Consider the following 23,024-nt stretch of genomic DNA (forward strand, 5'->3'; position numbering starts at 1 on the left):
CGCCTGGACGGCCGTGCCAGACTGTCGTTCAGCGCCCCTTGAAGACGGGGCGGCGTTTTTCGCGGAAGGCGGCGGCCGCTTCCATCCGGTCCTCGGTGGTCAGCAGCAGCGTGAAGAGGGTCTTCTCCAGGGCGATCCCGTCGCTCAGCGGCAGGTCGGTCCCGGCCAGGACAGCCTCCTTCAGGTAAGCGGCGGCGACCGGCGACTTGGCGGCGATGCCCTGGGCCAGTTCCAGGGTCAGGTCGGTCAGCGCCTCCGGCGACGGTGCGAGGCGGGTGACGACGCCAAGCCGTAACGCCTCCTCCGCGCCGAACCGCTCCCCGGTCAGCATCAGGTCGAGCGCGCGGCCGACGCCGATCAGCCGCGGCAGGCGCTGCGTGCCCCCGGCGCCGGGAATGAGGCCGAGGTTGATCTCCGGCAGGCCGAACAGGGCGTCGGCGGAGGCGACGCGGATGTCGCAGGCGAGCGCGATCTCGAACCCGCCGCCCAGGCAGAAGCCCTGGATGGCCGCGACGGTCGGCTTGGTCAGGGACGCCACGGCGTCGACGTAGCCCACAGCCGGGTCGCTGCGCCGCGCCGCGACGGGGGAGTCCACCGGGCGGAACTCCTTGATGTCGGCGCCGACGCAGAAGGCGCGGGTGCCCGCTCCCCGGAACAGGACGGCGCGGACCTCCGGATCCGCCTCCAGGTCGCGGCAGGCGCGGGTCAGGCCGGTGCGCACGGCCATGTTGATGGCGTTCATCGCGGCGGGGCGGTTCAGCGTGACGACGCCGACGCCGCCCCGCCGTTCGACGAGGACCGCGTCCTCGCCCCTTACATCTTGCTCGGCAGCCATAGGCTGATCTCCGGAAAGGCCACGAGGATGGCAAGCGCGAACAGGTGCGCGATGAAGTGCGGGAGGGAACCGCGGAACACCTCGCCCACCGGCATGCCGGAATAGCGGGCGACGACGAAGCAGTTCAGGCCGATCGGCGGCGTGATCAGGCCGACCTCGGCCGTCACGATCTTGACGACGCCGAACCAGATCGGGTCGAAGCCCAGCGACTTGATGATCGGCAGGACGATGGGCACGGTCAGGATCAGGATCGCCGTCTGGTCCATGAAGCAGCCGAGCAGCAGGTATCCCATCAGGATCACCGCGATGATGACCCAGCGCGACACATGCAGCGCGCCGACCCAGGTGACCAAATCCTGCGTCAGCGTGAAGAAATAGCCGAACACGGCCGCACCCATGACGATCATCATGACCATGGCGCTGCCGTAGACCGCCTTCACCAGGCAGGACCGGAAGGACGCGACGGTCAGCCGCCCGCTGGTCAGCGCCAGGACGAAGCCCCCCACCGCGCCCAGCGCCGCCGCCTCCGTCGGGGTGGCGATGCCGCTGTAGATCATGCCGGTGACGAAGGCGAACAGCAGCACGATGGGAAGCGTCAGGCGCAGCAGCCGGACCTTCTCCGCCCAGGACACCCCGGCCACCGGCGGCGCGCGGGTCGGGTCCAGCAGGACCAGCACGTAGATGGTCAGCAGGATGGTCGCGGTGACGACCACCGCCGGCAGCAGCCCGGCGATGAGCAGCTTGCCGATGTTCACCTCGGCGATCAGCCCGTAGATGATGAAGCCGACGGACGGCGGGATGAGGATCGCCAGCGTGCCGGAAATCGCCACGACGCCCGAGGCCATGCGCGGCTCGTACCCCTGCTTGATCATCGCTGGCAGGGTGGTGGCCGACAGGGTCGCCGCGGCGGCGGTGCTGGTGCCGCAGATCGCGGCGAAGCCGGCCCCGGCCAGCGTCGTCGCCATGCCCAGCCCGCCGCGCACCCGGCCGATCCAGGCCGCGGCGGCGCGGAACAGGCCATCGGCCACGCCGCTGACCAGGATGAACTCCGCCATCAGCAGGAACATCGGGATGGTGATCAGCTCGTAGCCGCTGACGGTGGACAGCGGGGTGGTGGTCAGGACGCCGCGCACGGTCTCCCAGCCGCCCATCAGGTAGAGGCCCAGCGTCCCCGACAGCGCCATGGCGAAGCCGACGGGAACCGCCAGCGCCAGCATCAGGAACAGCAGGAACAGGGGAATCGGTACGATCATTTCGCCACCTTGTCCATCGACAGGGGCAGGGCCGTGCCCGGCCGGCGGGTGACGGCGAGCAGCGTGCAGCCTTCGACCACCAGCCGCTCCGCCGCGCGCAGCATCACCAGCAGGGAGCCGACCGGAACCAGCGCCGCCGACGGCCAGACCAGCCAGTTCAGCGTGACGCTCGGCACCACCTCGCCCTCGCCGATCGCGTCGATCAGCCGGTCGGTGCCGAAGACCGCCAGGATCGCGAACAGCAGCAGCGTGATCACGCGGCCCAGAAGAAGGACGCGCAGGCGCATCGCCGGCGGCAGCTTCGGCACCAGGATGTCGACCGCGATGTGCGCGCCGTTGGCGTAGGATCCGGGCAGCCCCAGGAAGAACATGCCCGGGATCAGGTAGAGCGTCAGCAGGTCGGGCGCCCAGGCGAACGGGCTGAGCAGCACGTAGCGCATGACCACGTCCAGCGCCACGATCGCCATGGTGGCGAACATGACGGCGGCGGCGGCGGTGTCGGTGGCGTGCTCGATCCGGGCGAGCAGCCGGCCGACCGTGCCGCTGGCCGGCGGAGGCACGGGGATCCCGTGCTCAGCGTGCTCCGAGGGCATCGCGGAACTCCTTCAGCACCTTGCTGGCGGGCCGGCCGCGCTGGTCCAGCTCCTTGGCCCACTCGTCGGCGAGGGAGGCGGAGACGGCGTTGAACCCGGCGACCGCCTGCGGGGACAGCTCCACCATCTTGGTGCCGGCCGCCGCCATCTTCTCGCGGGCGTTGGCGACGCCCTGGTCGACCCGCTCGCACACGCGCCGGGCGGCGGCGTCCGACGCCTTCGTGATGGCGTCCCTGGCCGGCTGGTCCAGCTTTTTCCAGGTCTGGTCGTTCATCACCGTGACGACCACCTGCCCGCCGAAGCTGCCGTTGTTGGTCGAATAGCTGGTCATGGGAACGAGGTCGTAGGTCACGGCGCTTTCCAGCGCGAAGGCGTAGCCGTCGATGGTGCCGCGCGACAGCAGCTCGTAGGTCTCCGGCCCGGAGGAGATGCGCATGGGCACCGCGCCGAGCTTGTTCATCATCAGCTCGCCCGCCCGCGTCGCCACGGCGATCTTCAGGCCGCGCAGGTCGTCCGGCCCCGTGACCTCCTTCGCCTTGGTCTCCAGCTGGAACGGCGGCAGCACGACCGGGTACAGCAGGTGCACGCCGTTCTTGGCGAAGTCGTAGGTGGCGATGGTGCCCGCCTTCACCCCGCTCATGTAGGCGCGCAGGCCCTCGCAGCCGCTCTGGAACATGCCGGGCAGCTGGGCGACGTTGGACAGCTCCATCTTGTCGGCGGCGAAGGACACGCCGAGCACGCCGATCTGCGCCACGTTCGTCTGGGTGACGCGCAGGATCTCCGACCCCTTGCCGAGCTGCTGGGAGGGGAAATGCTGGAAGGTCAGGGCGCCGTTGGTGGCCTTGGTGACCTCCTCCATCCACGGCTTCAGGCCGACCTCGACCAAGTAGTGGGTCGGCGGGAGATAGTCGGCGATCTTCAGGGGCTCCGCGGCCCGGACCGGGGGCGTCAGCCCGGCGTAGGCGGCCAGCGCGCCGGCGCACAGGCACAGGTGTCCTCTCATGAGCATGCCTTCCTCCCATTCTCGTCGGCTTTTTTTGAATAAAAGCGGTTTCAGGCCCGCTTGCGCCCGCCCGCCAGCGCGCAGCCGGAGCGGACGCGATCCCAGGTGGCGGCGGTCACGCCGCGGTCGCGCAGGTCCTTCTTGCGGATCTTCTGCGACGGCGTGCGCGGCAGTTCGTCCACCACCTCGATGAAGCGCGGCACCATGAAGGCGGGCATCCGCGCGTCGCACCAGCGCACGAGGTCCTCGAAGGACAGGGTCGCGCCGGGATTGAGGACGACGCAGGCCATCACCTCGTTCTCGCCGCCCTCCTCGTCGGCCTTGACGCCGACCACCGCGCATTCGGCCACGGCCGGGTGGGTGCGGACCACCGACTCCACCTCGAAGGAGGAGATGTTCTCGCCGCGCCGCCGCAGCGCGTCCTTGACCCGGTCCACGAAGTAGTACCAGCCCTCCGCGTCGCGGCGCATGGCGTCGCCCGTGTGGAACCACAGGTTCCGCCACGTCTCCACCGTCTTTTCCGGCATGCCGAGGTAGCCCTCGCACATGATGTTCGGCGCCTTGTGGCGGACCAGCAGCTCGCCGACCTCGCCCTCCGGCACCTCCTCGTCGGTTTCGGGATCGGCGAGGCGGACCTCGAACCACTGGTCCATCAGCACGCCCGAGGCGCCGGGCGGGCGCTTGGCGCCGCGCGGGGTCTGGAAGACGTTGGAGATCTCCGTCTGCCCGAAGCCGTCGACGAACTCCGACACGCCGAAACGCTCGGTGAAGGTGCCGGCGAGGTCGGGCGACAGCGGGGCGGCGTAGATGCGCGACAGCCGGTGGTCGCGGTCGTCGGGCTGCGGCGGCTGCGCCAGGATGAAGGCCATGGTGGAGCCGAGCAGGTTGCACACCGTCGCCCCCGACCGCCGCGCCCGGCCGATGAAGTCCGACGCGCTGAAGCGCGGGTAGAGGACGCAGTGCGCCCCGGCGATCAGGCAGGGGTACACGGTCAGGAACTGGGCGTTGCCGTGGAACAGCGGGAAGCCCGTCATGTAGACGTCGTCCTCCGTCAGCCCGACAAGCTGCACGTCCTCCTCGGCGAAGAAATAGAACTGCGAATGGGACATCAGCACGCCCTTCGACAGCCCCGTCGTGCCCGACGTGAACAGCACCGCCGCAAGGTCACGCGGTGTCAGCGGCGTGCCGAGGTTGCTCGCGTCCTCGTCATACAGGTCGGCAAAGCGGCTGACCGTGATGCGCCGGAAGCCGGCGTCGTCGCCGTCCAGCAGGATGCAATGCTCGACATGCGTCAGCGAGTCTTCGATTTCCGCCAGACGCGGCGCCAGTTCGGCGGTGGTGACGACGATCTTCGCCTTGCTCAGCGAGATCTGATGGCGCAGGAAGTCGCCCTTATAGGAATCGCCGACGGTCACCTCCACGGCGCCCAGCTTGCTGAGGCCGTACCAGGCGAACACGTACCCCAGTCCATTCGGCAGGAACAGGACAACGAAGTCGCCCTTGCCCACGCCACGCTTGGCGAAGCCACGCGCCAGACGGTTGGCGATGCCGTTGACGTCCGAAAAGGAATGCGCCGGTCCGGCGTCGGTCCAGGACAAACAGGGCCGGTCCGGCCGAACAGCCGCCTGATGTTCCAAAACGGCGGGCAGAGTCCACCGGTCCTTTGGAAAATGAGGCGTGAAATGGGGGTAGGTGAGCATTGTCGGACGGCCTCTCAATGCTTCGCATGGAGACATCACCGGCAACGGCGGCAGCGCCGATTGTTCGTGATCTCAACAATACCCTACCCCGCCCCCGAGGGGTGCGCAACGGCTTTTTTCTCTATGGAGAAATTCTTTCTGAAAAAATAGAAAATAGGCCACGGACGGGTTGAGGGGACGTGCCCAGTTGGCGCAGGATGAACTGGCGCAGGATGGGGACGGACAGGGAAAGGAGCCTGGAGTGTCGGCGAACAAAGCGGAAGCCAAGGCAAGCCCCGAAACCGCCAAGCGCAAGCGCGGCCGTCCACCCAGCCGGCGCGCGGCGCCGCCCCTGCCCGTCCCGGCCGAGGGCGAGGCTGTGCCGAGCCAGGGGCCGGACGCCGGCAAGTCGGTCGGGGCCGTCCTGAACGGCATCCGGATTTTGAAGTTCCTGAGCCGTGCCCCGGCTCCGGTCAGCCTGACCCACATCGTGCAGGAGCTGGACATGAACACCAGCACCTGTTTCAACATCCTGCGCACGCTGGCGCAGGAGGACTACGTGCGCTTCGACCCGGTGGGGAAGGTCTACTCCATCGGCCTCGGCGTGATGGAACTGGCCCGCGGCGCCGCCACGGTCGCCAGCGACGTCAACGTGGTCCGCCCGATCATGGAGCGCATCGCGCGGGAGCACAACGTCACCGTCACCCTGTGGCGCCGCATCTCCGTGGACCGCATGATGCTCGTGCTCGAAGCCCTGGGCGCCGGCAACATGCGCATCAAGATGAGCGTCGGGCAGAGGCTTCCCCTGCTGATCGGCGCCGCCGGCCGCCTGATGGCGGCGCATGCCGGGCTGTCGCGCGGCGCGCTGAAGGCGCAGTTCGCGTCCATCCGCTGGGACCATCCCCTGTCCTTCGACGCCTTCCTGGCGGAGGTCGAGGATGCGGCCGGGCGCGGCTGGGCGCTGGACAACGGGAACTACGCGCTGGGCACCGCCTCGGTCGCCGTGCCCATCCTCAACGAGCATGGCGGCCCGCTGATGGCCTGCACCGCGACCATGTTCATCAACCAGTACGACCCGACCCGCGCCGAACGGCTGGCCGCCGAACTGGCCGAGGTCAGCCGCGCGCTCGCCCCCGCCCTGCCCCATCTCTGATAGGGCCTTTTGACCGCGTTTTGCCCTCTCCCAGCCCCGCTGGGAGAGGGAGGGACCCGCGAAGCGGGAGGGTGAGGGCAAGGTTTTTGCGAGAATCCTCAGTCCACTTTTTCTGGACTCTCGGCAAAACCTTGCCCTCACCCTCCCATGCTGCGCATGGGCCCCTCCCTCTCCCGCCGGAGGCGGGCGAGGGATGACGGCGGCCTACTTCTTGGCCGCCTCCTGCTTCACGCCTTCCTGCTTGACCAGGGGGCACTTGCTTTCCGACAACGGCGCGAACGCCTCGTCGCCGGGGACGGTCCGCACGAACTTGTAATAGTCCCACGGATACTTGGACTCGGACGGGGCCTTCACCTGGAACAGATACATGTCCCGCAGCACGATGTTGTCGGCGCGGATGTGGGCGTTCTTCGTGAACATGTCGTTGACCGGCGTGCTGCGCATCGCCGCCAGGACCGCGTCGGTGTCCGCCGTCTTCGCCGTTTTGACCGCCTTCAAATAGTGGGTGACGGCGGAATAGAGCCCGGCCTGCACCATGGTCGGCATCTTGTTGCGCGCCTTGAAGAAGCGCTGCGACCAGGCGCGCGTCTGGTCGTTCAGGTCCCAGTAGAAGGGCTCGGTCACATACATCCCCTTGGTCATCTCCAGGCCCAGCGAGTTGATGTCTGTGACCATGGGCATCAGCGGCACCAGCGCGACCTTGCCGGCGAGGCCGTATTCGTTGGACTGCTTCACGGCGTTGATGGCGTCGGGACCGGCGCTGCCGAAGCCGATGGCCCGCGCGCCCGACCCTTGCGCCGTCAGGATCTGCGAGGAAAAGTCCTGGTTGTTGAACGGGTGCTTGGACGAGCCGAGCACCTTGCCGCCGGCCGCCTTCACGCCAATGGTGGCGTCCTCCTCCAGCGAGCGGCCGCCGGCGTAGTCGGCGGTCACGAAGTACCAGCTCTTGGCACCGGCCTCGGTCACGGCCTTGGCGGTCGTCGCCGCGACGGCGCGGGTGTTGTAGGTCCAGTGCAGCAGGGTCGGCTTGCAATCCTCGCTCGACAGGCTGTTCTGCCCGGAGGCGGTGGCGAGCACGAGCTTGTTCTTCTCCGCGCCGATGTTCGACACGGCCAGCGTCACCGAGGCGCCGGCCACGTCGGTGAGGACGTCCACCCCATCCTCGTCGAACCAGCGGCGCGCGATGCTGGAGGCCACGTCGGCCTTGCTGGTGTGGTCGGCCGAAACGACCTTGATCTTGAAGCCGGGCTTCTCGGCCGCGATGAAGTCCTCCACCGCCATCTCTGCGGCAAGCACCGACCCGGCGCCGACCGCGTCGGAGAACACGCTGCTCATGTCGGTCAGGACCCCGATTTTCACCTCGGGCTTCATCGTCTGTGCGCCCGCCGCCGTGGCCGCCGCCAGCGCGGCCAGGAACGACGCGGTCCCCAACAGCCCCTTCGAAAACGACATCTCTTCCTCCCGATTTTTGCTTGCCCGATTTTTGTTGGTCGTTCGCGGGTCCCGCCCGTCAGGCAAGCACCTCCGCAAGCCCGTAGACCCGCGCCGCGGTCCCGGCGAACAGGTCCGCCTTCTCGTCGGCGCTGTGGCCGGCGGCCAGCCGCTTGAAGCCGTTCCACAGGACGGCGTAGCTGCACGACAGCTGGTCCACAGGGAAATTGCTTTCGAACATCGCGCGCTGCGGCCCGAACGCGTCGATGCAGGTTTCGACATAGGGGCGCCACGCCCCGGCGAGCTGTTCGGACGAGGGCGGTTCGGGCCACTCGTGGAAGCCGAAGCCGCTCAGCCGCATCGCCAAACCGCCGATCTTGACATGCACGTTGGGGCAGCGCGCCACCTCCAGAATGCCGGCCTTCCAGACCTCGAAGACCTCGGCGCGATTGTCGGCGTAGGGACCGACACCGATCGGGCCGCCGACGTGGTCGAGGATGATCGTGGTGTCCGGGAAGGAACGCGCGAGGTCCGCGACGTCCGATAGCTGGTGATGGTAAACCCAGGAATCGAAGGTCAGCCCCAGCGGCGCCAGACGCGCGAAACCCCTGCGGAACTGCGGGTCGAGCAGCAGCCCCTGCGGCGGGGTGCGCATGGTGGTGCGGATCTCGGGGTGGGGGTCCCAGGCGGTGGATTGCCGGATGCCCCGGAAATGGCCGCGCCCCGCCTCGATGTGCGCTTCCAGCACGGCGGCGACGCCATCCCCCTCGCGCAGGTCGGCGTAGGAGACGATGCCCGCGCACAGCGCGACCGGACCGTAGGCGCCGCCCCTGCTCGCCTCGGCGATGGCGGCGACGAATTCGGTTTCGCCGACCGGGCGCATGTTTTCCGGCCCGTCGGTGCGGTAGGCTTCGGTGCAGTCGGTGAAGATCGTGCCGCGGACATTGTGGCCGGCGGTGGCGTCCCGCAGCAGTTCCTCCGCGAGGTAGCGCGGCTGGCGCGGGAGATCCCACAGGTGATGGTGCGGGTCGATGATCGGCAGGTCGGGCTCCAGGATCGGTTCCTGCCGCTTGGCGAGCCACGCCGGATCGGCGGACGGCAGGATGGAGGCCTGCTTGCCCGCGTAGACGGTGGTCGTCATGGCGCCCCCCGGTTGCTGCGGTACCGGCGGGGACCAATGTCCGCCGCGCCGATCTCCGTCAACGAGACGTCCTGTGTTTGCAAAGCGTGCATATCCTCCCTCTCCCTCAGTAACCAGAACCATTCTTTTCTGACTTTTTTCGTGCCCAACTCGCTTGCCACACCAGCGATGACGAGCCCATTCGGCCCAAAGCCGGACCAACAAAAACAATCAGACCGTATGGCGTCTCCCCGCTCAGCGTCCGGGCGACAGGCGGTCGATCTCGTCCGTTGAGAAGCCCCAGTCCGCCAGAACCGCGCGCGTGTGCTCTCCCGGTGCGGGGGGCGGCCCCTGGACGGCGGGCTTCGTCCGGCTGAAGCGCGGCGCGGGCGCCGGCTGGACCACCCCGTCCACCTCGACGAAGGCCCCCCGCGCCGTTGCGTGCGGGTGCTGCGGCGCCTCCGCCAGGGACAGGACGGGGGCGAAGCAGACGTCCGTTCCCTCCAGCAGAGCGCACCACTCGTCGCGCGTCCGCGTCCGGAAGGCATCCGCGAAGGCGGTCCGCAGGCGGCCCCAGTTCGCCTCGCTCCGGTCGCGCAGCGCGGCGTCCTCCAGGCCGAGGAGTTTCAGCAGCGTGTCGTAAAAGCGCGGCTCCAGCGGCCCGATGGCGACGTGTTTGCCGTCCTTGGCCTCATAGACGCCGTACCACGGCGCTCCACCGTCCAGCAGGTTGCTTTCCCGCCGGTCGCGCCACAAGCCGGCCCGCAGCAGCCCGAACAGCGCAGCGCCCAGCGAGGCCGCGCCATCCACCATCGCCGCGTCCACCACCTGCCCCTTCCCGGACCGCTCGCGCTCCAGCAAGGCGCAGACGATGCCGAAGGCCAGATACAGGGCGCCGCCGCCATAGTCGCCGACGAGATTCAGTGGCGGCACCGGCCGGTCGGCCGGGCCGATGGCGTGCAGCAGGCCGGTCAGGGCGATGTAGTTGAGGTCATGCCCGGCGGCCTTCGCCAGCGGCCCGTCCTGCCCCCACCCCGTGACCCGGCCATAGACCAGCCGCGGGTTGACCGCCAGCAGCGCGTCCGGCCCGAGGCCGAGCCGTTCCATCACGCCCGGTCGGAACCCTTCGATCAGCGCATCGGCCTGGGCCGCCAGCCGCTTGAACGCCTCGACCCCACCCCGGCTTTTGAGGTCGAGCACCACCGACCGCCGGCCGCGGTTGGTGACATTGCAGGCGGGCGGAATGTCGATGCCGGCGTCGGGCACGGCCTCCCGGTCGATGCGGATGACCTCGGCGCCCATGTCCGACAGCATCATGGCGCAGAAGGGACCCGGCCCGATTCCGGCGACTTCGATGACCCGCAGCCCGACCAGCGGACCCGTCGGCGTTTCGCTCATCGCACCCTCCCTCCGGCACGCCTCCACGTTTTGGCGAAGGTGGCCGGGCGGCGCCCGGTCTGGCGCCACCGTTTTTGTTTGCTACGCTGATTATAGGCGAGACACGCGGAGCCGCAACCAGAAAAAATCACACGTGATGATTTTTGCCGTTTCCCTTGGGCCGCTCCAGGCCGGCCAGATCGGACCCGTGCAGCAGCACACCGGCGACGAAGCTCTTCAACAGCGCGAGGTGCGGCGCCATGTCGATGTCCGGCCCCTCCTGCATCCGCCGGAGGGCGAAGCCGCGCAAGGTGTCCAGCACCATGCGCCGCAAGCGGACGACGGTCGCGGTGTCCATGGGCGAGTCGGCGAACAGGCGCACCCACTCCAGATCGCGCGTCTCGGTGACCTTGCCCAGCTTGGTCCGGATGTTGTCGTGCAGCCCTTCGTTGAAGCGTTCGTAAAGGCGGATTTCCAGCGCTGCGATGTAATCGTTGTTGCCGAACACGCTCCAGTACTGGCTGACGACGCGGTCGACCCGCTCGACCACCGGAAGGCCGGTGAACAGGCCGAGGTTCATCTCCTCGTCCATCCAGCGGGTGATCTCCTCGATGGCGGCAAAGAAAATCTCGTCCTTTGACGCGAAATGATACTGAAGCGCGCCGCGCGACACACCGGCGCGGTCGGCGATGTCGGGCGTGGTGACGCTGGCGTAGCCCCGCTCGACCAGCAGGTCGATGGTCGCCCGCACCAGCTTCTTGCGGGTGGAGCTGCTGCGCTCCTGCTGCGGCCGGCGCGCCTCCCGTCGGGTTGCCTGGTCCCGGAGATCGGCGGCGTTGCTCGTGTTTGGCGGGGCCATGGGGGACTGCTCCATCCTCTCTCCGGTGGGGACGGCCGGCCTGTGCCGGCGGCCATCTGCTCCGTGCGACGGATAATTTAGCATACACCATCAAACGTGTTGACAGCGAAAACATTCACGTGTGACTTTATTTTCCGCAGGCCCAACGATCGGCCGCACCAAGAATCCAAAAAATCCAAAAAACGACATTCAAGGGAGGAAACCGGCATGCCGTCCTCGTCCCGGCTTTTCGAGATGCTGGAAGGCGCGCCCGACGAGGCGCCGGCCGTGGTCACCCCGGGCCGCACCGTCACCTACGGCGCCCTGCGGCGCGGCTCCGCCCGCCTCGCCGCCGCGCTCAAACAGCGCGGCCTGTCGCGCGGCGACCGGCTGGCGCTGTGGCTGACCAACGTGCCGGAATGGCTCACCGTCGCCATGGCCTGCTCGCGCCTCGGCGTGGCGGTGGTGCCGCTGAACGTGCGTTTCGGCAGCCACGAAGTCGGCAGCCTGCTCGCCCGGACCGGTTGCCGCGCCGTGGTGCTCGCCCCCGGCCATCGCGACGGCCTGTGCGTGGAGGTGCTGCGCGCCGTGCCGCCGGAGCAGCGGTCGTCCCTGTCCCTCGTCGTCACCTGTGGCCCTGACGCTCCTGTGCTGGCCCCGGTCTTGGATGGCATCGCGCAGGCAAGCCTCGACGCGCTGCTGGCCGAGAATGGAACCGACGGCTCCGCCGCCGACGGCCAACCCGGCGACGTCTGCCTGATCCTGTCCACCTCCGGCACCACCAGCGCGCCGAAGCTGGTCCTGCACACGCAGGAGCGGAACTGCCGCCACGTCGGCGACGCCGCAGCCGCGGTCGGCCTGTTGGAGCCGGGCACCTCGCTGCTGTTGGGAATCCCGATGTGCGGGGCCTTCGGCTACACGCTCGCCCTCACCACCCTGCGGGCGCAGCGGCCCATCGTCCTGATGGAAAGCTTCGTTCCGGAGGAGGCCGCACGCCTGCTCATTGACCATGGCGTCACCCACATGCTGGGCACCGACGACATGCTGGACAAGATCCTGGCCGTGGTGCCGGAAGGGAAGCCTTTCCCCGCCCTGCGCATGTTCGGCCACGCCAACTTCACGCCGGCACTCACCGGCGTGCTCCCAGGCCGGGCGGAGGCGCACGGCGTGCTGCTGCGCGGCTTTTACGGAATGACCGAAACGCTCGCCATGTTCGCCGCCCAGCCGCCCGACGCGCCGCTGGAGCGCCGCTCCCAGGGCGGCGGGTTGCCGGTCTGCGCCCAGGCCGCCGTTCGGGTGCGCGACCCGGAAAGCGGCGCGCTGCTGCCCGACGGCACGACCGGTGCCATCGAATTGCGCGCGCCCAACGCCATGGCCGGCTACCTGAACGATCCGGCCGCGACCGCCGCCGCCTTCACCGACGACGGCTGGCTGCGGACCGGCGACCTCGGCTTGCGGCTGCCGGACGGCGGCTTCCTGTTCATCGCGCGTATGAAGGACGTGCTGCGCATCGGCGGCTATCTGGTCAGCCCGACCGAGATCGAGGACGTCATCCTCGCCACGCCGGGCGTCGTCACCTGCCAGGTGGTCGCCGCCTCCTGTTCCGCCGGAACGCGCCCGGTGGCCTTCGTCGTCCTGGAGGACGGGCGCACGCTGGACGAGCCGGCGATGCTCGCCGCCTGCCGGGCGCGGCTTGCCGTCTACAAGGTCCCGGTGCGGGTCTTCGCGCTGGACGCCATGCCGGTCACCGATGGGCCGAACGGCGCGAAGGTGAAGAAGAACGTGCTGCGCGACATGGCCGACGAACGCCTGAACGCCGCCGATGCCCTGTCCCCGGCGCGGGCGTGAGGCGCGCATGACCACGCCCTTCCCCACCCTTTTCTCCCCCGGCCGGCTGCGCGGATTGGATCTGCGCAACCGACTGGTGATGGCGCCGATGGAATCCAATCTGGCCGCGCCGGACGGCTCGGTGTCGGACGCGATGCTCGCCTACTACGCCGCCCGCGCGGCCGGCGGGGTGGGGATGGTGATCGTGGAATATGCCTGCGTCGACCGCCCGCTCGGGCTCGGCGGGGCGCCGCAGCTCGCCATCGACGACGACGCGCTGATCGACAGCCACCGCCGCCTGACCACGGCCATCGCCGCGCAAGGCGCGCGCTCCTGCCTTCAGCTGTTCCACGCCGGGCGGCAGACGTTGCGGCGCTTCACCGGCGGAGTGCAGCCCATCGCCGCGTCCCCCATCGCCTGCCGGGTGTACCGGGAGGAGCCGCGCGCGATCACCGTGCCGGAGATCGAGGCGCTGATCCGGAAATTCGAGGCGGCCGCCGCGCGCGCCATCGCCGCCGGCTACGACGCGGTCGAAATCCACGGCGCGCACGGCTACCTGATCGGCGGTTTCCTGTCCGGGGCCGCCAACCGGCGCACCGACGCCTATGGTGGGTCGCTGGACAACCGCCTGCGCTTCCCGCTGGCCGTGGTGTCGGCGGTGCGGCGCGGGGCCGGCAACCACCCGGTGCTCTTCCGCCTGTCCGCCGAGGAGTTCGTCGAGGGCGGCACCACGCTGGACGAGGCGGTGGCGATGGCCCCGCGTCTGGTCGCGGCGGGTGCGGACGCGCTGCACGTCTCCACCGGCACGGCGGAGCGGCTGGACCGCAACGTCGACCCGGTTTCGGCGCCGGAGGGCTGGCGCATCCCGCTGGCCCGCCGGTTGCGGGACGCCGCCGGAGCGCCGGTGCTGACCGTCGGCGTCATCCGCCGGCCGGAGGTCGCCGAGGCGGCCCTGGCGGACGGCTCGGCTGACTTCGTGGCGCTCGGCCGCGCCCTGCTGGCCGACCCGCAATGGCCGGACAAGGCCCGGCGGGGCGACGTGGCGGCCATCCGCCCCTGCACCTCCTGCAACTGGTGCGTGGACCAGCTTTTGGCCCACAAGCCGCTGGGCTGCGCGGAGAATCCCCGCGCCGGGCGGGAGACCGAACCGCCGCTGCTGCGGTCCGGCGACGGGCGCAGGGCGGCGGTGGTCGGCGGCGGTCCCGGCGGCATGGTCGCGGCGCTGCTTCTGCACGACGCCGGCTTCCGCGTCACGCTGTTCGAGCGGGCGGGCGAACTCGGCCTGGGCCTCGTCGCCTCGGCGACCCCACCCGGCAAGGACAAGTTCTTCTGGTACCGCGACTATCTGGTCGGGCGCCTGACGGCGGCCGGGGTTGAGGTCCGCCTGGGCGCCGCGGCGGAGGTCGCGGACGTGCTCGCGCTCGACCCGGCCCTGGCGGTCGTCGCGACGGGCGCGGGGAACCGCGCGCTGTCGGTCCCCGGCATCGACCACCCGCAGGTCGCCTTCGCCCACGACGTGCTGACTGGCCAAGCGCCGTTGGCCGACGGACCGGTCGTCATCCTCGGCACCGGGGAGACCGGCTGCGAATGCGCCGAGCACGCGGCGGAACAGGGCCGGGAGGTGCTGCTGGTCGGCCGATCGCCGGAACGTCGGCTGGCCCGCCGGGCGCAGTACGTCTACCGCCGCCAGCTCGTTGCCCGGCTGGAGGGCAACCCGCGCATCCGCATCGAAACGGGGCTGGAGCTTGCCTCGGTCGGCGACGGCCACGCCGTCCTGCGGGACGCGGAGGGCCGTGGGCATCACCGGGCGGCGGGGCGCGTCCTGCTGGCGCTCGGCCGGCTGCCCGACAACGCCCTGGCCGACGGCCTGCGCGCGGCGGGCCTGCCGACCCTCGTCATCGGCGACAGCCGGGAGGTCGGGCGGATCGGCGACGCGGTGCACGACGCCCACCGCGCCGTCCGCGCCTTCACGCGCGACGGCGGCCCGGCGACCGCGCCGCCCGTCACGGCGCTGTCCTGCTGAAACGAACATAAAAAGTCAGGGAGGAACCCGAGGCATGAGAATCGACGGCATCACCACCCTCGTCACCGGCGGCGCGTCCGGGCTGGGCTTCGCCACGGCGGAGCGGCTGGTCGGCCAGGGCGCGCGCGTCGTCATCGTCGACCTGCCAGCCTCCGCCGGGGAGGAGCGGGCGGCCCGGCTGGGTCCGAACGCCCGCTTCGCCGCCGCCGACGTCACCGACACCGCGCAGATGGAAGCCGCCCTCGACGCCGCCGACGCCTTCGGGCCGTTGCGCGCCGTCGTCCACTGCGCCGGGCGCGGCGGACCGGTGCGCGTGCTGGACAAAGAGGGGAATCCGGGCTCGCTGGAGACCTACACGGAGATCGTGCGCCTCAACCTGATCGGCAGCTTCAACGTGCTGCGCCTCGCCGCCGCCCGCATGGCGCGGGGCGAGGCGGTGGAGGGCGAGCGCGGCGTGTGCGTCCTCACCGCCTCCATCGCCGCCTATGAGGGGCAGATCGGCCAGATCCCCTACGCGTCGTCGAAGGCCGGCATCGTCGGCATGACCATCGTGGCGGCGCGCGATCTGGCGAGCCGGGGGATCCGCGTCTGCACCATCGCGCCGGGCCTGTTCGACACGCCGATCCTCGCCCGCCTGCCCGAACCGGTGCGTGCCTCGCTCGGCGCCTCGGTGCCCAACCCGCCGCGCCTCGGCTTCCCGGCCGAATACGCGCAGTTGGCCGCCCACATCATCGAAAACCCCATGCTGAACGGCGAAACCATTCGCCTGGACGGCGCGCTGCGCATGGCGCCGCGCTGAACCCTTCAGGAGCACCAGACCCATGCGCGAGGTTGTGATCGTCGAGGCCGTCCGCACCCCGATCGGCCGTTTCCGTGGTTCGCTCGGCACCGTGCGCGCCGACCATCTGGGCGCCGTGGTGCTGCAGGCGCTGGTGCGGCGCGCGGGCATCGCGCCGGATCTGGTGGACGACGTGGTGTTCGGCTGCGTGACCCAGGTGGGTGAACAGTCGACCAACGTTGCCCGCACCTCCCTGCTCAGCGCCGGCTGGCCGACGCGGATCCCCGGCATGTCGGTGGACCGCAAGTGCGGCTCCTCCGAAGCGGCGGTGCACGCGGCGCTGGGGTCGATCGCGTCGGGCGAATTCGACGTGGTGGTCGCCGGCGGCGTGGAAAGCATGACCCGCGTCCCCATGGGGGGCAACCGCGACGTCCACGGCAAGCCGTTCGGCTGGAAGCTGCTGGAGGCCCACCCGCAGATTTCCCAGGGCGAGGCGGCGGAGCGGCTGGCCGACCAGTACGGGCTGTCGCGCGACGCCCTGGACGACTACGCCATCGCCAGCCACTGCCGGGCCGCCGCCGCCGCGGACGAGGGCCGCTTCGACCGCGAGATCGCCCCCGTGCCGGTCGACTCCTGGCGCGAGCCGGACGCGCCCCAAGGCACCCCGCCCTTCACCCGCGACGAGACGATCCGGCGCGACACCAGCCGCGAGAAGCTGGCCACCCTGAAGCCCAGCTTCCGCCCGGACGGCCGCGTCACCGCCGGCAACTCCTCGCAGATCTCGGACGGGGCCTCGGCGCTGCTGCTGATGGCGGCGGACGTCGCCAAGGCCCACGGCCTCCGGCCCCGCGCCCGCTTCCGCGCGGTCACCACGGTGGGCTCCGACCCGACGCTGATGCTGACCGGCCCACTCCCGGCGACCCGGCGGGTGCTGGAGCGCAGCCGCCTGACGCTTGGCGACATCGACCTGTTCGAGGTGAACGAGGCCTTCGCCCCGGTGCCCCTGATCTGGCAGCGGGAGTTCGACGCGCCGGCCGACCGCATGAACGTCAACGGCGGCGCCATCGCGCTCGGCCACCCGTTGGGGGCCAGCGGCGCCCGGCTGATGACCACGCTGCTGCACGAGCTGGAACGCCGGGACGCCACCTTCGGCCTGCAGACCATGTGCTGCGCCGGCGGCCTCGGCACCGCGACCATCATCGAGCGTCTGGGCTGATGCAGGGGGAAAACGCCGTCATGAAACCCTGGCCGCTTTGGGACACCCCCTTCTTCGAGGATCGCCACCGCGCCTTCGCGGAGCGGCTGCTGACGCTCGACCTGCCGGAGGAGGACGCCGCCGACCTTGCCGGAAGCAGCCGGCGGATCGCCCGCGCCATGGGCGACTGCGGCCTGCTCGACATCGTCGTCCCACCGGGCGCCGAGCGCGGCGACGCGCGCATCGACCTGCGCTCGGTCTGTCTGGCGCGCGAGATCCTCGCCTACCGCTTCGGCGACGTCGCGGATTCGGCGTTCGTCATGCAGGGCATCGGCACCGCGGCGCTGTGGCAGACCGGCAGCGCCACCCTGTGCGACCGCTATCTGCCGCCAGCCCGCCGGGGCGAGGCCATCGCCGCCTTCGCCCTGACCGAGCCGGACACCGGGTCCGACGTGGCGAACCTGACAACCAGCGCGGTGCGCGACGGGGACGGCTTCCGGATTTCCGGCGAGAAGACCTTCATTTCCAACGCCGGCATCGCCGACCATTACATCGTGGTCGCGCGCACGGGGGAGGCGCCGGGGGCGCGCGGGCTCACCGCCTTCCTGCTCGACGCCGGCATGCCGGGCCTGACCGCCGGCCCGGCCATCGACTTCATGGCACCGCATCCCGCCGCCCCGCTGACCCTCGACCGCGTCCGCGTCGGCGCCGACCGGATCGTCGGTGCGCCGGGGCAGGGCTTCAAGGTGGCGATGGCAACCTTCGACGTCTTCCGCGCCTCGGTCGGCGCCGCCGGCATCGGCGCGGCCCGCCGCGCGCTGGACGAAAGCCTCGCGCGGGTCACCGGCCGCCGCATGTTCGGCAAGGCGATGGCCGAGATCGAGGGCGTGCAGACCAAGCTCGCCGACATGGCGACGACGCTGGAGACCGCGGCGCTGTGCGTCTACCGCGCCGCCTGGACCAAGGACGTGACCGGCGGGCGCTGCACGCGCGACGTCTCCATGGCCAAGCTGGTCGGCAGCGAAGCCGCGCACGCGGTGGTCGATGCCGCCGTCCAGCTGTTCGGCGGCCTGGGCGTCACGCGCGGCTGCGTGGTGGAGAAGCTCTACCGCGAGGTCCGCCCGATGCGGATCTACGAAGGCGCTTCCGAGGTCCAGAAGCTGGTGATCGCCCGCGACCTTCTCAAATCCTGTCAGTGATCGGGCCATGACCATGAGCGACACGAGTCACATCCTGTCCGACACCGCGCACCGGCTGTTCGCCGAGCGCTTCACGCCCGAAGCCCTGCGCGACGCCGACGCCGGCCTTTGGCAGGCGGACGCCTGGGCTGCCATCGAGGAGCTTGGCCTGCCCCTGGCGCTTGTGCCGGAGGAGGCGGGCGGCTTCGGCCTCGACCCGGTGGAGGCGCTGGACCTCGTCCGCATCGCCGGTGCCTACGCCGCCCCGGTGCCGCTGGCGGAAACCATGCTGGCGGCGAAGCTGCTGGCCGAGGCCGGGCTGGAGGTGCCCGCCGGTCCGCTGAGCGTCGCCCCGGTTCATCATGACGACCGGCTGACGCTGACCCGGTCCGCCGAAGGCTGGCGGCTGACCGGCACCGCGCGCCGCGTGCCGTGGGGGCGCGTGGCCGCCGGTGTGGCCGTGCTCGCCCCGGCCGACGGCGCGGCCTACGTCGTTTCCCTCCACCCGGAGCAGTGGGTGATCGAGCCGGAGGCCAATCTGGCCGGCGAGCCCCGCGACACCCTGCGCATCGACGCCACGCTCCAGCCCGGACAGATGGCCCCGGCGGCCAACGGCGCCGACGCGATGACGCTGCGCGCCATGGGGGCGACGGTGCGCAGCCTCGCCCTGGCCGGGGCGATCGGCCGGGTGCTGGAGCTGACCACCCGTTATGCGGAGGAGCGTGTCCAGTTCGGGCGCGCCATCGGCAAATTCCAGGCGATCCAGCAGAACCTCGCCGTGCTGGCCGGCCACGCGGTGGCGGCGGGCGCCGCGGCCGATGGCGCGGCGGAGGCGATGGCCGACGGCCTGCGCCTGCTCCCCATCGCCGCGGCCAAGATCCGCTGCGGCGAGGCGGCGGGGGTTGCGGCCTCCATCGCCCATCAGGTGCACGGCGCCATCGGCTTCACGCAGGAGCACGCCCTGCACCATCTCACCCGCCGGCTGTGGTCCTGGCGCGAGGAGTTCGGCGGCGAAGCCGCGTGGAGCCGCGTCATCGGCCAGCGCGTCGCCGCCGCCGGCGCCGACGGCCTGTGGCCGCTGATCACCGCCGCCTGAGGAGGGACGGGACATGCAACGGATTTCCTTCCCCGCCCCGCCCGTCGATCCGGACGCCGAGGCGTTGCGCGCCGAGGTGCGGGCCTTCCTGCGGACCGAGCTGGCCGACCGTCCGCCGCGCAAGCGCGCGGAGTCCTGGAACGGCTTCGACGCCGACTTCAGCCGCAAGATGGGCGCACGCGGCTGGATTGGCATGACCTGGCCCAAGCGCTACGGCGGGCACGAGCGCAGCGCCCTGCACCGCTATGTGGTGCTGGAGGAGGTGCTGGCGGCCGGCGCACCGGTCGCCGCCCACTGGATCGCCGACCGCCAGAGCGGCCCTCTGCTGCTGAAATGCGGCACGGAGGAGCAGCGGCGGACCATCCTCCCCCGCATTGCCGCCGGGGAGTGCACCTTCTGCATCGGCATGAGCGAGCCCGACTCCGGCTCCGACCTCGCCGCCGTGCGGACGCGGGCGCAGCCGGTGGACGGCGGCTACCGGGTCAACGGCACCAAGCTGTGGACGACCTACGCCCACCGCGCCGACTGCATGATCCTGTTCTGCCGCACCGACGGCGGGACCGACAGCCGCCAGGACGGCACCAGCCAGTTGCTGGTCGACCTGAAGAACACGCCGGGCGTCACCATCCGCCCGATCCTCGACATGTCCGGCGCGCACCATTTCAACGAGGTGGTGTTCGAGGACGTCTTCCTGCCCGACAGCGCGCTGATCGGCAACCGCGGCGAGGGCTGGAAACAGGTGATGAGCGAACTCGCCTTCGAGCGCAGCGGGCCGGAACGGTTCCTGTCCTCCATGGCGCTGCTGACGGAGCTGGTGCGCGTGCTGGGCGAGGCGCCGTCCGACCTTGCGGCCGTAGCACTCGGCCGGCTGACCGCGCATCTGATCGTGCTGCGCCGCCTGTCGCGCTCCGTCGCCGGCATGCTCCAGGCCGGCGAGAACCCGACCTTGCAGGCCTCGCTGGTCAAGGACCTGGGGGCGGTCTTCGAACAGGAAATCCCCGAGATCGCCCGCCAGCTGGTCGAGGCGGAGCCGGACGCCCGCTCCACACAGGAGTTTTCCGCCGTCCTGGCGCGCACGCTGATGGACGCGCCCTGCTTCTCGTTGCGCGGCGGCACGCGGGAGATCCTGCGCGGGATCATCGCCCGCGGCCTCGGCCTGCGCTGAACCACCCCTTCCGACAAAGGCCCGCCCATGTCCAATCTGATCATGTCCGACCCCATTCTGGAAGAGCACGACGAGGACGGCATCGTCATCCTGACGCTGAACCGGCCAGAGCAGCGCAACCCCATCTCCGACCCGGAGATGATCGAGGCGCTGGTCGCCACGCTGACGCGCCTCGACGCCGCCATGTCCACCCGCGTCATCGTCCTGACCGGCGCCGGCAAGGCCTTCTCCACCGGCGGCAACCTCAGGGCCATGGGCGAGGCCGGCGGCATCAACGACCCTCTGCCGGCCCAGACCCGGCGCAATTACCGCCTGGGCATCCAGCGACTCCCGCAGCTGTTCGAGGCGCTGGAGGTGCCGGTGGTCGCCGCCGTGAACGGCCCGGCCATCGGCGCCGGCTGCGACCTCGCCTGCATGTGCGACCTGCGCATCGCCGGGGAAAGCGCGCGCTTCGCCGAGAGTTTCGTCAAGGTCGGCATCGTGCCGGGCGACGGCGGGGCGTGGCTGCTGCCGCGCGTGATCGGCTTCGCCAAGGCCTGCGAGCTGGCGCTGACCGGCGACGCCATCGACGCCGCCGAGGCGCTGGCCTGCGGGCTGGTGTCGCAGGTGGTGCCCGACGCCGAACTGCTCCCGCGCGCCAAGGCGCTGGCGCAACGCATCGCCGTGAATCCGCCCCATGTGGTGCGCATGACCCGGCGCCTACTGCGCGAGGCTTCCAAGGTGAACCTCGACACGCTGCTGGAGATGTCCGCCGCCATGCAGGCGCTGGCCCACGCCACGGACGACCACAAGGAGGCCGTCGCCGCCTTTCTCGAAAAGCGCCCTGCCCGATTCACCGGCGCGTAAGACAGCACTGGCCAATCCCCCGCGCTTTGTTTATAACAATTCCAGTCTAGAAAGAGCACACACGCCGTAGGGAAAGACAAAGCCACACAATCGACGTGGTCTTTGCCAAATTGCCGTATACAAAAGCCAAAATGTCGCAGGGGTGCCCTTGATTATTGTCAAGCGTTAACTTTCTGCTCCCGCGCATCGTCTTGCCACCGCGCCTGGCCAGCGCGCTTCCATCTTGAAGAAGGACAAGACTATGACCGGCAGGAAACGTCTCCTTGGCACCGCGGCGCTCGTTTTCGGTGCGCTTGTCTCCTTTGCCTCCATCGCTCCGGCGTCCGCCAACAACGGCGCGCCGGTGGACATCGTGCGCAACCCGACCGACCTGCCCGCCCCGCTGGCCAAGCGCGCACCGCAACACATCAAGGTGAACCTGGAATCGGTCGAGGTGACCGGCCAGCTCGCGACCGGGACCAGCTACCGCTACTGGACCTTCACCGAGCCGGGCAAGGCGCCCAAGGTGCCCGGTCCCTTCGTCCGCGTCCGCGTCGGCGACACGGTGGACGTGACCATGTCGAACGCGGCCGACAGCGCGCTGAACCACAATGTGGACTTCCACGCGGTGACCGGCCCCGGCGGCGGCGGCGAGGCCACGATGGCCGCTCCGGGTGAGCACAAGGGCTTCACCTTCAAGGCGCTGAACCCCGGTCTCTACGTCTATCACTGCGCCACGCCGCTGGTCGCGCAGCACATCTCCAACGGCATGTACGGCCTGATCCTGGTGGAGCCGGAAGAAGGCCTGCCGAAAGTGGACCGCGAATTCTACGTGATGCAGGGCGAGATCTACACCGAGCAGCCCTTCGGCACGAAGGGCGAGGCCACGGAAAGCTACGACAAGCTGCTGGCCGAACAGCCGGAATACTACGTCTTCAACGGCGCCGCCGACGCGCTGATGGGCGACAAGGCCCCGAAGGCGAAGGTGGGCGAGACGGTGCGCGTCTTCTTCGGCGTCGGCGGCCCGAACAAGACCTCCAGCTTCCACGTCATCGGCGAGATCTTCGACCGGGTCTACGACCAGGCCTCGCTGACCGCCAAGCCGCTGACCAACGTGCAGACCACCGCCGTCCCGGCCGGCGGCGCGACCATGGTGGAGTTCAAGGTCGAGGTGCCCGGCAAGTATGTGCTGGTCGACCATTCCCTGTCCCGTGCCGCCCGCGGGCTGAAGGGCATCCTCCAGGTCGACGGTCCGGGCGACACGGCGATCTTCAAGGTCAACCCGGAGACGAAGCAGGTCACCGAACTGCCGAACAAGTGACCGGCGTTCTCTAGGACGAACTACGGGATACACAGTTCTCGCAAGAACGGTAAGCAGCTGACCTTGCTCAAAAAGAGCCCCTCTCCCTTGAGGGGCGCGCCGCCGGAGGACGCCGAAGGCGTTCGCCGGCAAGCGTGGTTGGGGTGAGGGTGGCAGGCCGGCGAAGCCGGCTGGGAAGCCTTTTTCCCGCCCTCCGGGCGGTAACGACCCCTCATCCCAACCCTTCTCCCCCAAGGGGAGAAGGGCTTTTTATTCAGCCACTTGCTGTAGCGCAGCAACATGTGTGCATCCCGTTCGCGGCGGCGGAGCCAGCGTCGGCTTGACCATTGTCAAG

The 23,024-nt window shown here is 70.1% G+C and carries 19 protein-coding genes; 10 read left to right on the plus strand and 9 right to left on the minus strand.

Annotation, left to right across the window (positions count from 1 at the left end; all coding sequences use genetic code 11):
- Nucleotides 1–28 precede the first annotated feature (28 nt).
- The 5 genes from ACSVC7_RS06305 to ACSVC7_RS06325 are packed head-to-tail and all read right to left on the minus strand — an operon-like array spanning nucleotide 29 to nucleotide 5,420.
- Complete coding sequence (locus ACSVC7_RS06305) at nucleotides 29–835, minus strand: enoyl-CoA hydratase/isomerase family protein (RefSeq protein WP_448203799.1); 807 nt, start codon at nucleotides 833–835, stop codon at nucleotides 29–31.
- Complete coding sequence (locus ACSVC7_RS06310) at nucleotides 814–2,088, minus strand: TRAP transporter large permease (RefSeq protein ID WP_448203800.1); 1,275 nt, start codon at nucleotides 2,086–2,088, stop codon at nucleotides 814–816. Before ACSVC7_RS06310 ends, ACSVC7_RS06305 begins: the two co-directional genes overlap by 22 nt.
- The gene (locus ACSVC7_RS06315; RefSeq protein WP_448203801.1) at nucleotides 2,085–2,681 is read right to left on the minus strand and encodes a TRAP transporter small permease; all 597 of its coding nucleotides are present in this window, start codon (nucleotides 2,679–2,681) and stop codon (nucleotides 2,085–2,087) included. The genes ACSVC7_RS06310 and ACSVC7_RS06315 overlap by 4 nt, the downstream gene beginning before the upstream one ends.
- Nucleotides 2,662–3,690 (minus strand): TRAP transporter substrate-binding protein, encoded by a 1,029-nt coding sequence (locus ACSVC7_RS06320; protein ID WP_483508092.1) that lies wholly within the window; start codon nucleotides 3,688–3,690, stop codon nucleotides 2,662–2,664. The genes ACSVC7_RS06315 and ACSVC7_RS06320 overlap by 20 nt, the downstream gene beginning before the upstream one ends.
- 44 nt (nucleotides 3,691–3,734) lie before the next feature.
- Nucleotides 3,735–5,420 (minus strand): AMP-binding protein, encoded by a 1,686-nt coding sequence (locus ACSVC7_RS06325; protein ID WP_448203803.1) that lies wholly within the window; start codon nucleotides 5,418–5,420, stop codon nucleotides 3,735–3,737.
- Nucleotides 5,421–5,625: 205 nt separating this feature from the next.
- On the opposite strand from ACSVC7_RS06325, the gene ACSVC7_RS06330 reads away from it, so the two are divergent.
- Entirely contained in the window at nucleotides 5,626–6,516 is an 891-nt protein-coding gene (locus ACSVC7_RS06330) for an IclR family transcriptional regulator (protein WP_448203804.1), read from the plus strand.
- Nucleotides 6,517–6,720: 204 nt separating this feature from the next.
- On the opposite strand, the gene ACSVC7_RS06335 is transcribed toward ACSVC7_RS06330, so the two are convergent.
- The 4 genes from ACSVC7_RS06335 to ACSVC7_RS06350 all read right to left on the minus strand — a co-directional run bounded on the left by ACSVC7_RS06335 (nucleotide 6,721) and on the right by ACSVC7_RS06350 (nucleotide 11,303).
- The gene (locus tag ACSVC7_RS06335; protein WP_448203805.1) at nucleotides 6,721–7,968 is read right to left on the minus strand and encodes an ABC transporter substrate-binding protein; all 1,248 of its coding nucleotides are present in this window, start codon (nucleotides 7,966–7,968) and stop codon (nucleotides 6,721–6,723) included.
- A gap of 58 nt (nucleotides 7,969–8,026) precedes the next feature.
- A complete protein-coding gene (locus tag ACSVC7_RS06340) occupies nucleotides 8,027–9,088 on the minus strand; it encodes an amidohydrolase family protein (RefSeq protein ID WP_448203806.1) in 1,062 nt (353 codons plus the stop codon).
- 234 nt (nucleotides 9,089–9,322) lie between these two features.
- Nucleotides 9,323–10,465 (minus strand): CaiB/BaiF CoA transferase family protein, encoded by a 1,143-nt coding sequence (locus ACSVC7_RS06345; protein WP_448203807.1) that lies wholly within the window; start codon nucleotides 10,463–10,465, stop codon nucleotides 9,323–9,325.
- 127 nt (nucleotides 10,466–10,592) lie between these two features.
- Nucleotides 10,593–11,303: a TetR/AcrR family transcriptional regulator gene (locus ACSVC7_RS06350; protein ID WP_448203808.1), complete on the minus strand. Its 711-nt coding sequence runs from the start codon at nucleotides 11,301–11,303 to the stop codon at nucleotides 10,593–10,595.
- Nucleotides 11,304–11,510: 207 nt separating this feature from the next.
- Between ACSVC7_RS06350 and ACSVC7_RS06355 the strand changes: the two genes are divergently transcribed.
- The 9 genes from ACSVC7_RS06355 (at nucleotide 11,511) to nirK (ending at nucleotide 22,690) form a co-directional block, all read left to right on the plus strand.
- Nucleotides 11,511–13,130, plus strand: a complete 1,620-nt coding sequence (locus ACSVC7_RS06355; RefSeq protein ID WP_448203809.1) for an AMP-binding protein — start codon at nucleotides 11,511–11,513, stop codon at nucleotides 13,128–13,130.
- A 7-nt stretch (nucleotides 13,131–13,137) separates the two neighbouring features.
- Nucleotides 13,138–15,132 carry an oxidoreductase gene (locus ACSVC7_RS06360; RefSeq protein WP_448203810.1) on the plus strand — a complete coding sequence of 665 codons (1,995 nt, stop codon included), beginning with the start codon at nucleotides 13,138–13,140 and terminating at the stop codon, nucleotides 15,130–15,132.
- Nucleotides 15,133–15,166: 34 nt separating this feature from the next.
- Nucleotides 15,167–15,931 carry an SDR family NAD(P)-dependent oxidoreductase gene (locus ACSVC7_RS06365; protein ID WP_448203811.1) on the plus strand — a complete coding sequence of 255 codons (765 nt, stop codon included), beginning with the start codon at nucleotides 15,167–15,169 and terminating at the stop codon, nucleotides 15,929–15,931.
- A 22-nt stretch (nucleotides 15,932–15,953) separates the two neighbouring features.
- A complete protein-coding gene (locus ACSVC7_RS06370; RefSeq protein ID WP_448203812.1) occupies nucleotides 15,954–17,126 on the plus strand; it encodes a thiolase family protein in 1,173 nt (390 codons plus the stop codon).
- Nucleotides 17,127–17,146: 20 nt separating this feature from the next.
- Entirely contained in the window at nucleotides 17,147–18,304 is a 1,158-nt protein-coding gene (locus ACSVC7_RS06375) for an acyl-CoA dehydrogenase family protein (RefSeq protein WP_448203813.1), read from the plus strand.
- 13 nt (nucleotides 18,305–18,317) lie between these two features.
- Nucleotides 18,318–19,379, plus strand: a complete 1,062-nt coding sequence (locus ACSVC7_RS06380) for an acyl-CoA dehydrogenase family protein (protein ID WP_448203814.1) — start codon at nucleotides 18,318–18,320, stop codon at nucleotides 19,377–19,379.
- Between the two features lie 13 nt (nucleotides 19,380–19,392).
- Complete coding sequence (locus tag ACSVC7_RS06385; protein WP_448203815.1) at nucleotides 19,393–20,544, plus strand: acyl-CoA dehydrogenase family protein; 1,152 nt, start codon at nucleotides 19,393–19,395, stop codon at nucleotides 20,542–20,544.
- 27 nt (nucleotides 20,545–20,571) lie between these two features.
- The gene (locus ACSVC7_RS06390) at nucleotides 20,572–21,390 is read left to right on the plus strand and encodes a crotonase/enoyl-CoA hydratase family protein (protein ID WP_448203816.1); all 819 of its coding nucleotides are present in this window, start codon (nucleotides 20,572–20,574) and stop codon (nucleotides 21,388–21,390) included.
- A gap of 241 nt (nucleotides 21,391–21,631) precedes the next feature.
- The gene (gene nirK / locus ACSVC7_RS06395; RefSeq protein ID WP_448203817.1) at nucleotides 21,632–22,690 is read left to right on the plus strand and encodes a copper-containing nitrite reductase; all 1,059 of its coding nucleotides are present in this window, start codon (nucleotides 21,632–21,634) and stop codon (nucleotides 22,688–22,690) included.
- Nucleotides 22,691–23,024 lie beyond the last annotated feature (334 nt).

The organism is Azospirillum mesophilum, assembly GCF_053470405.2.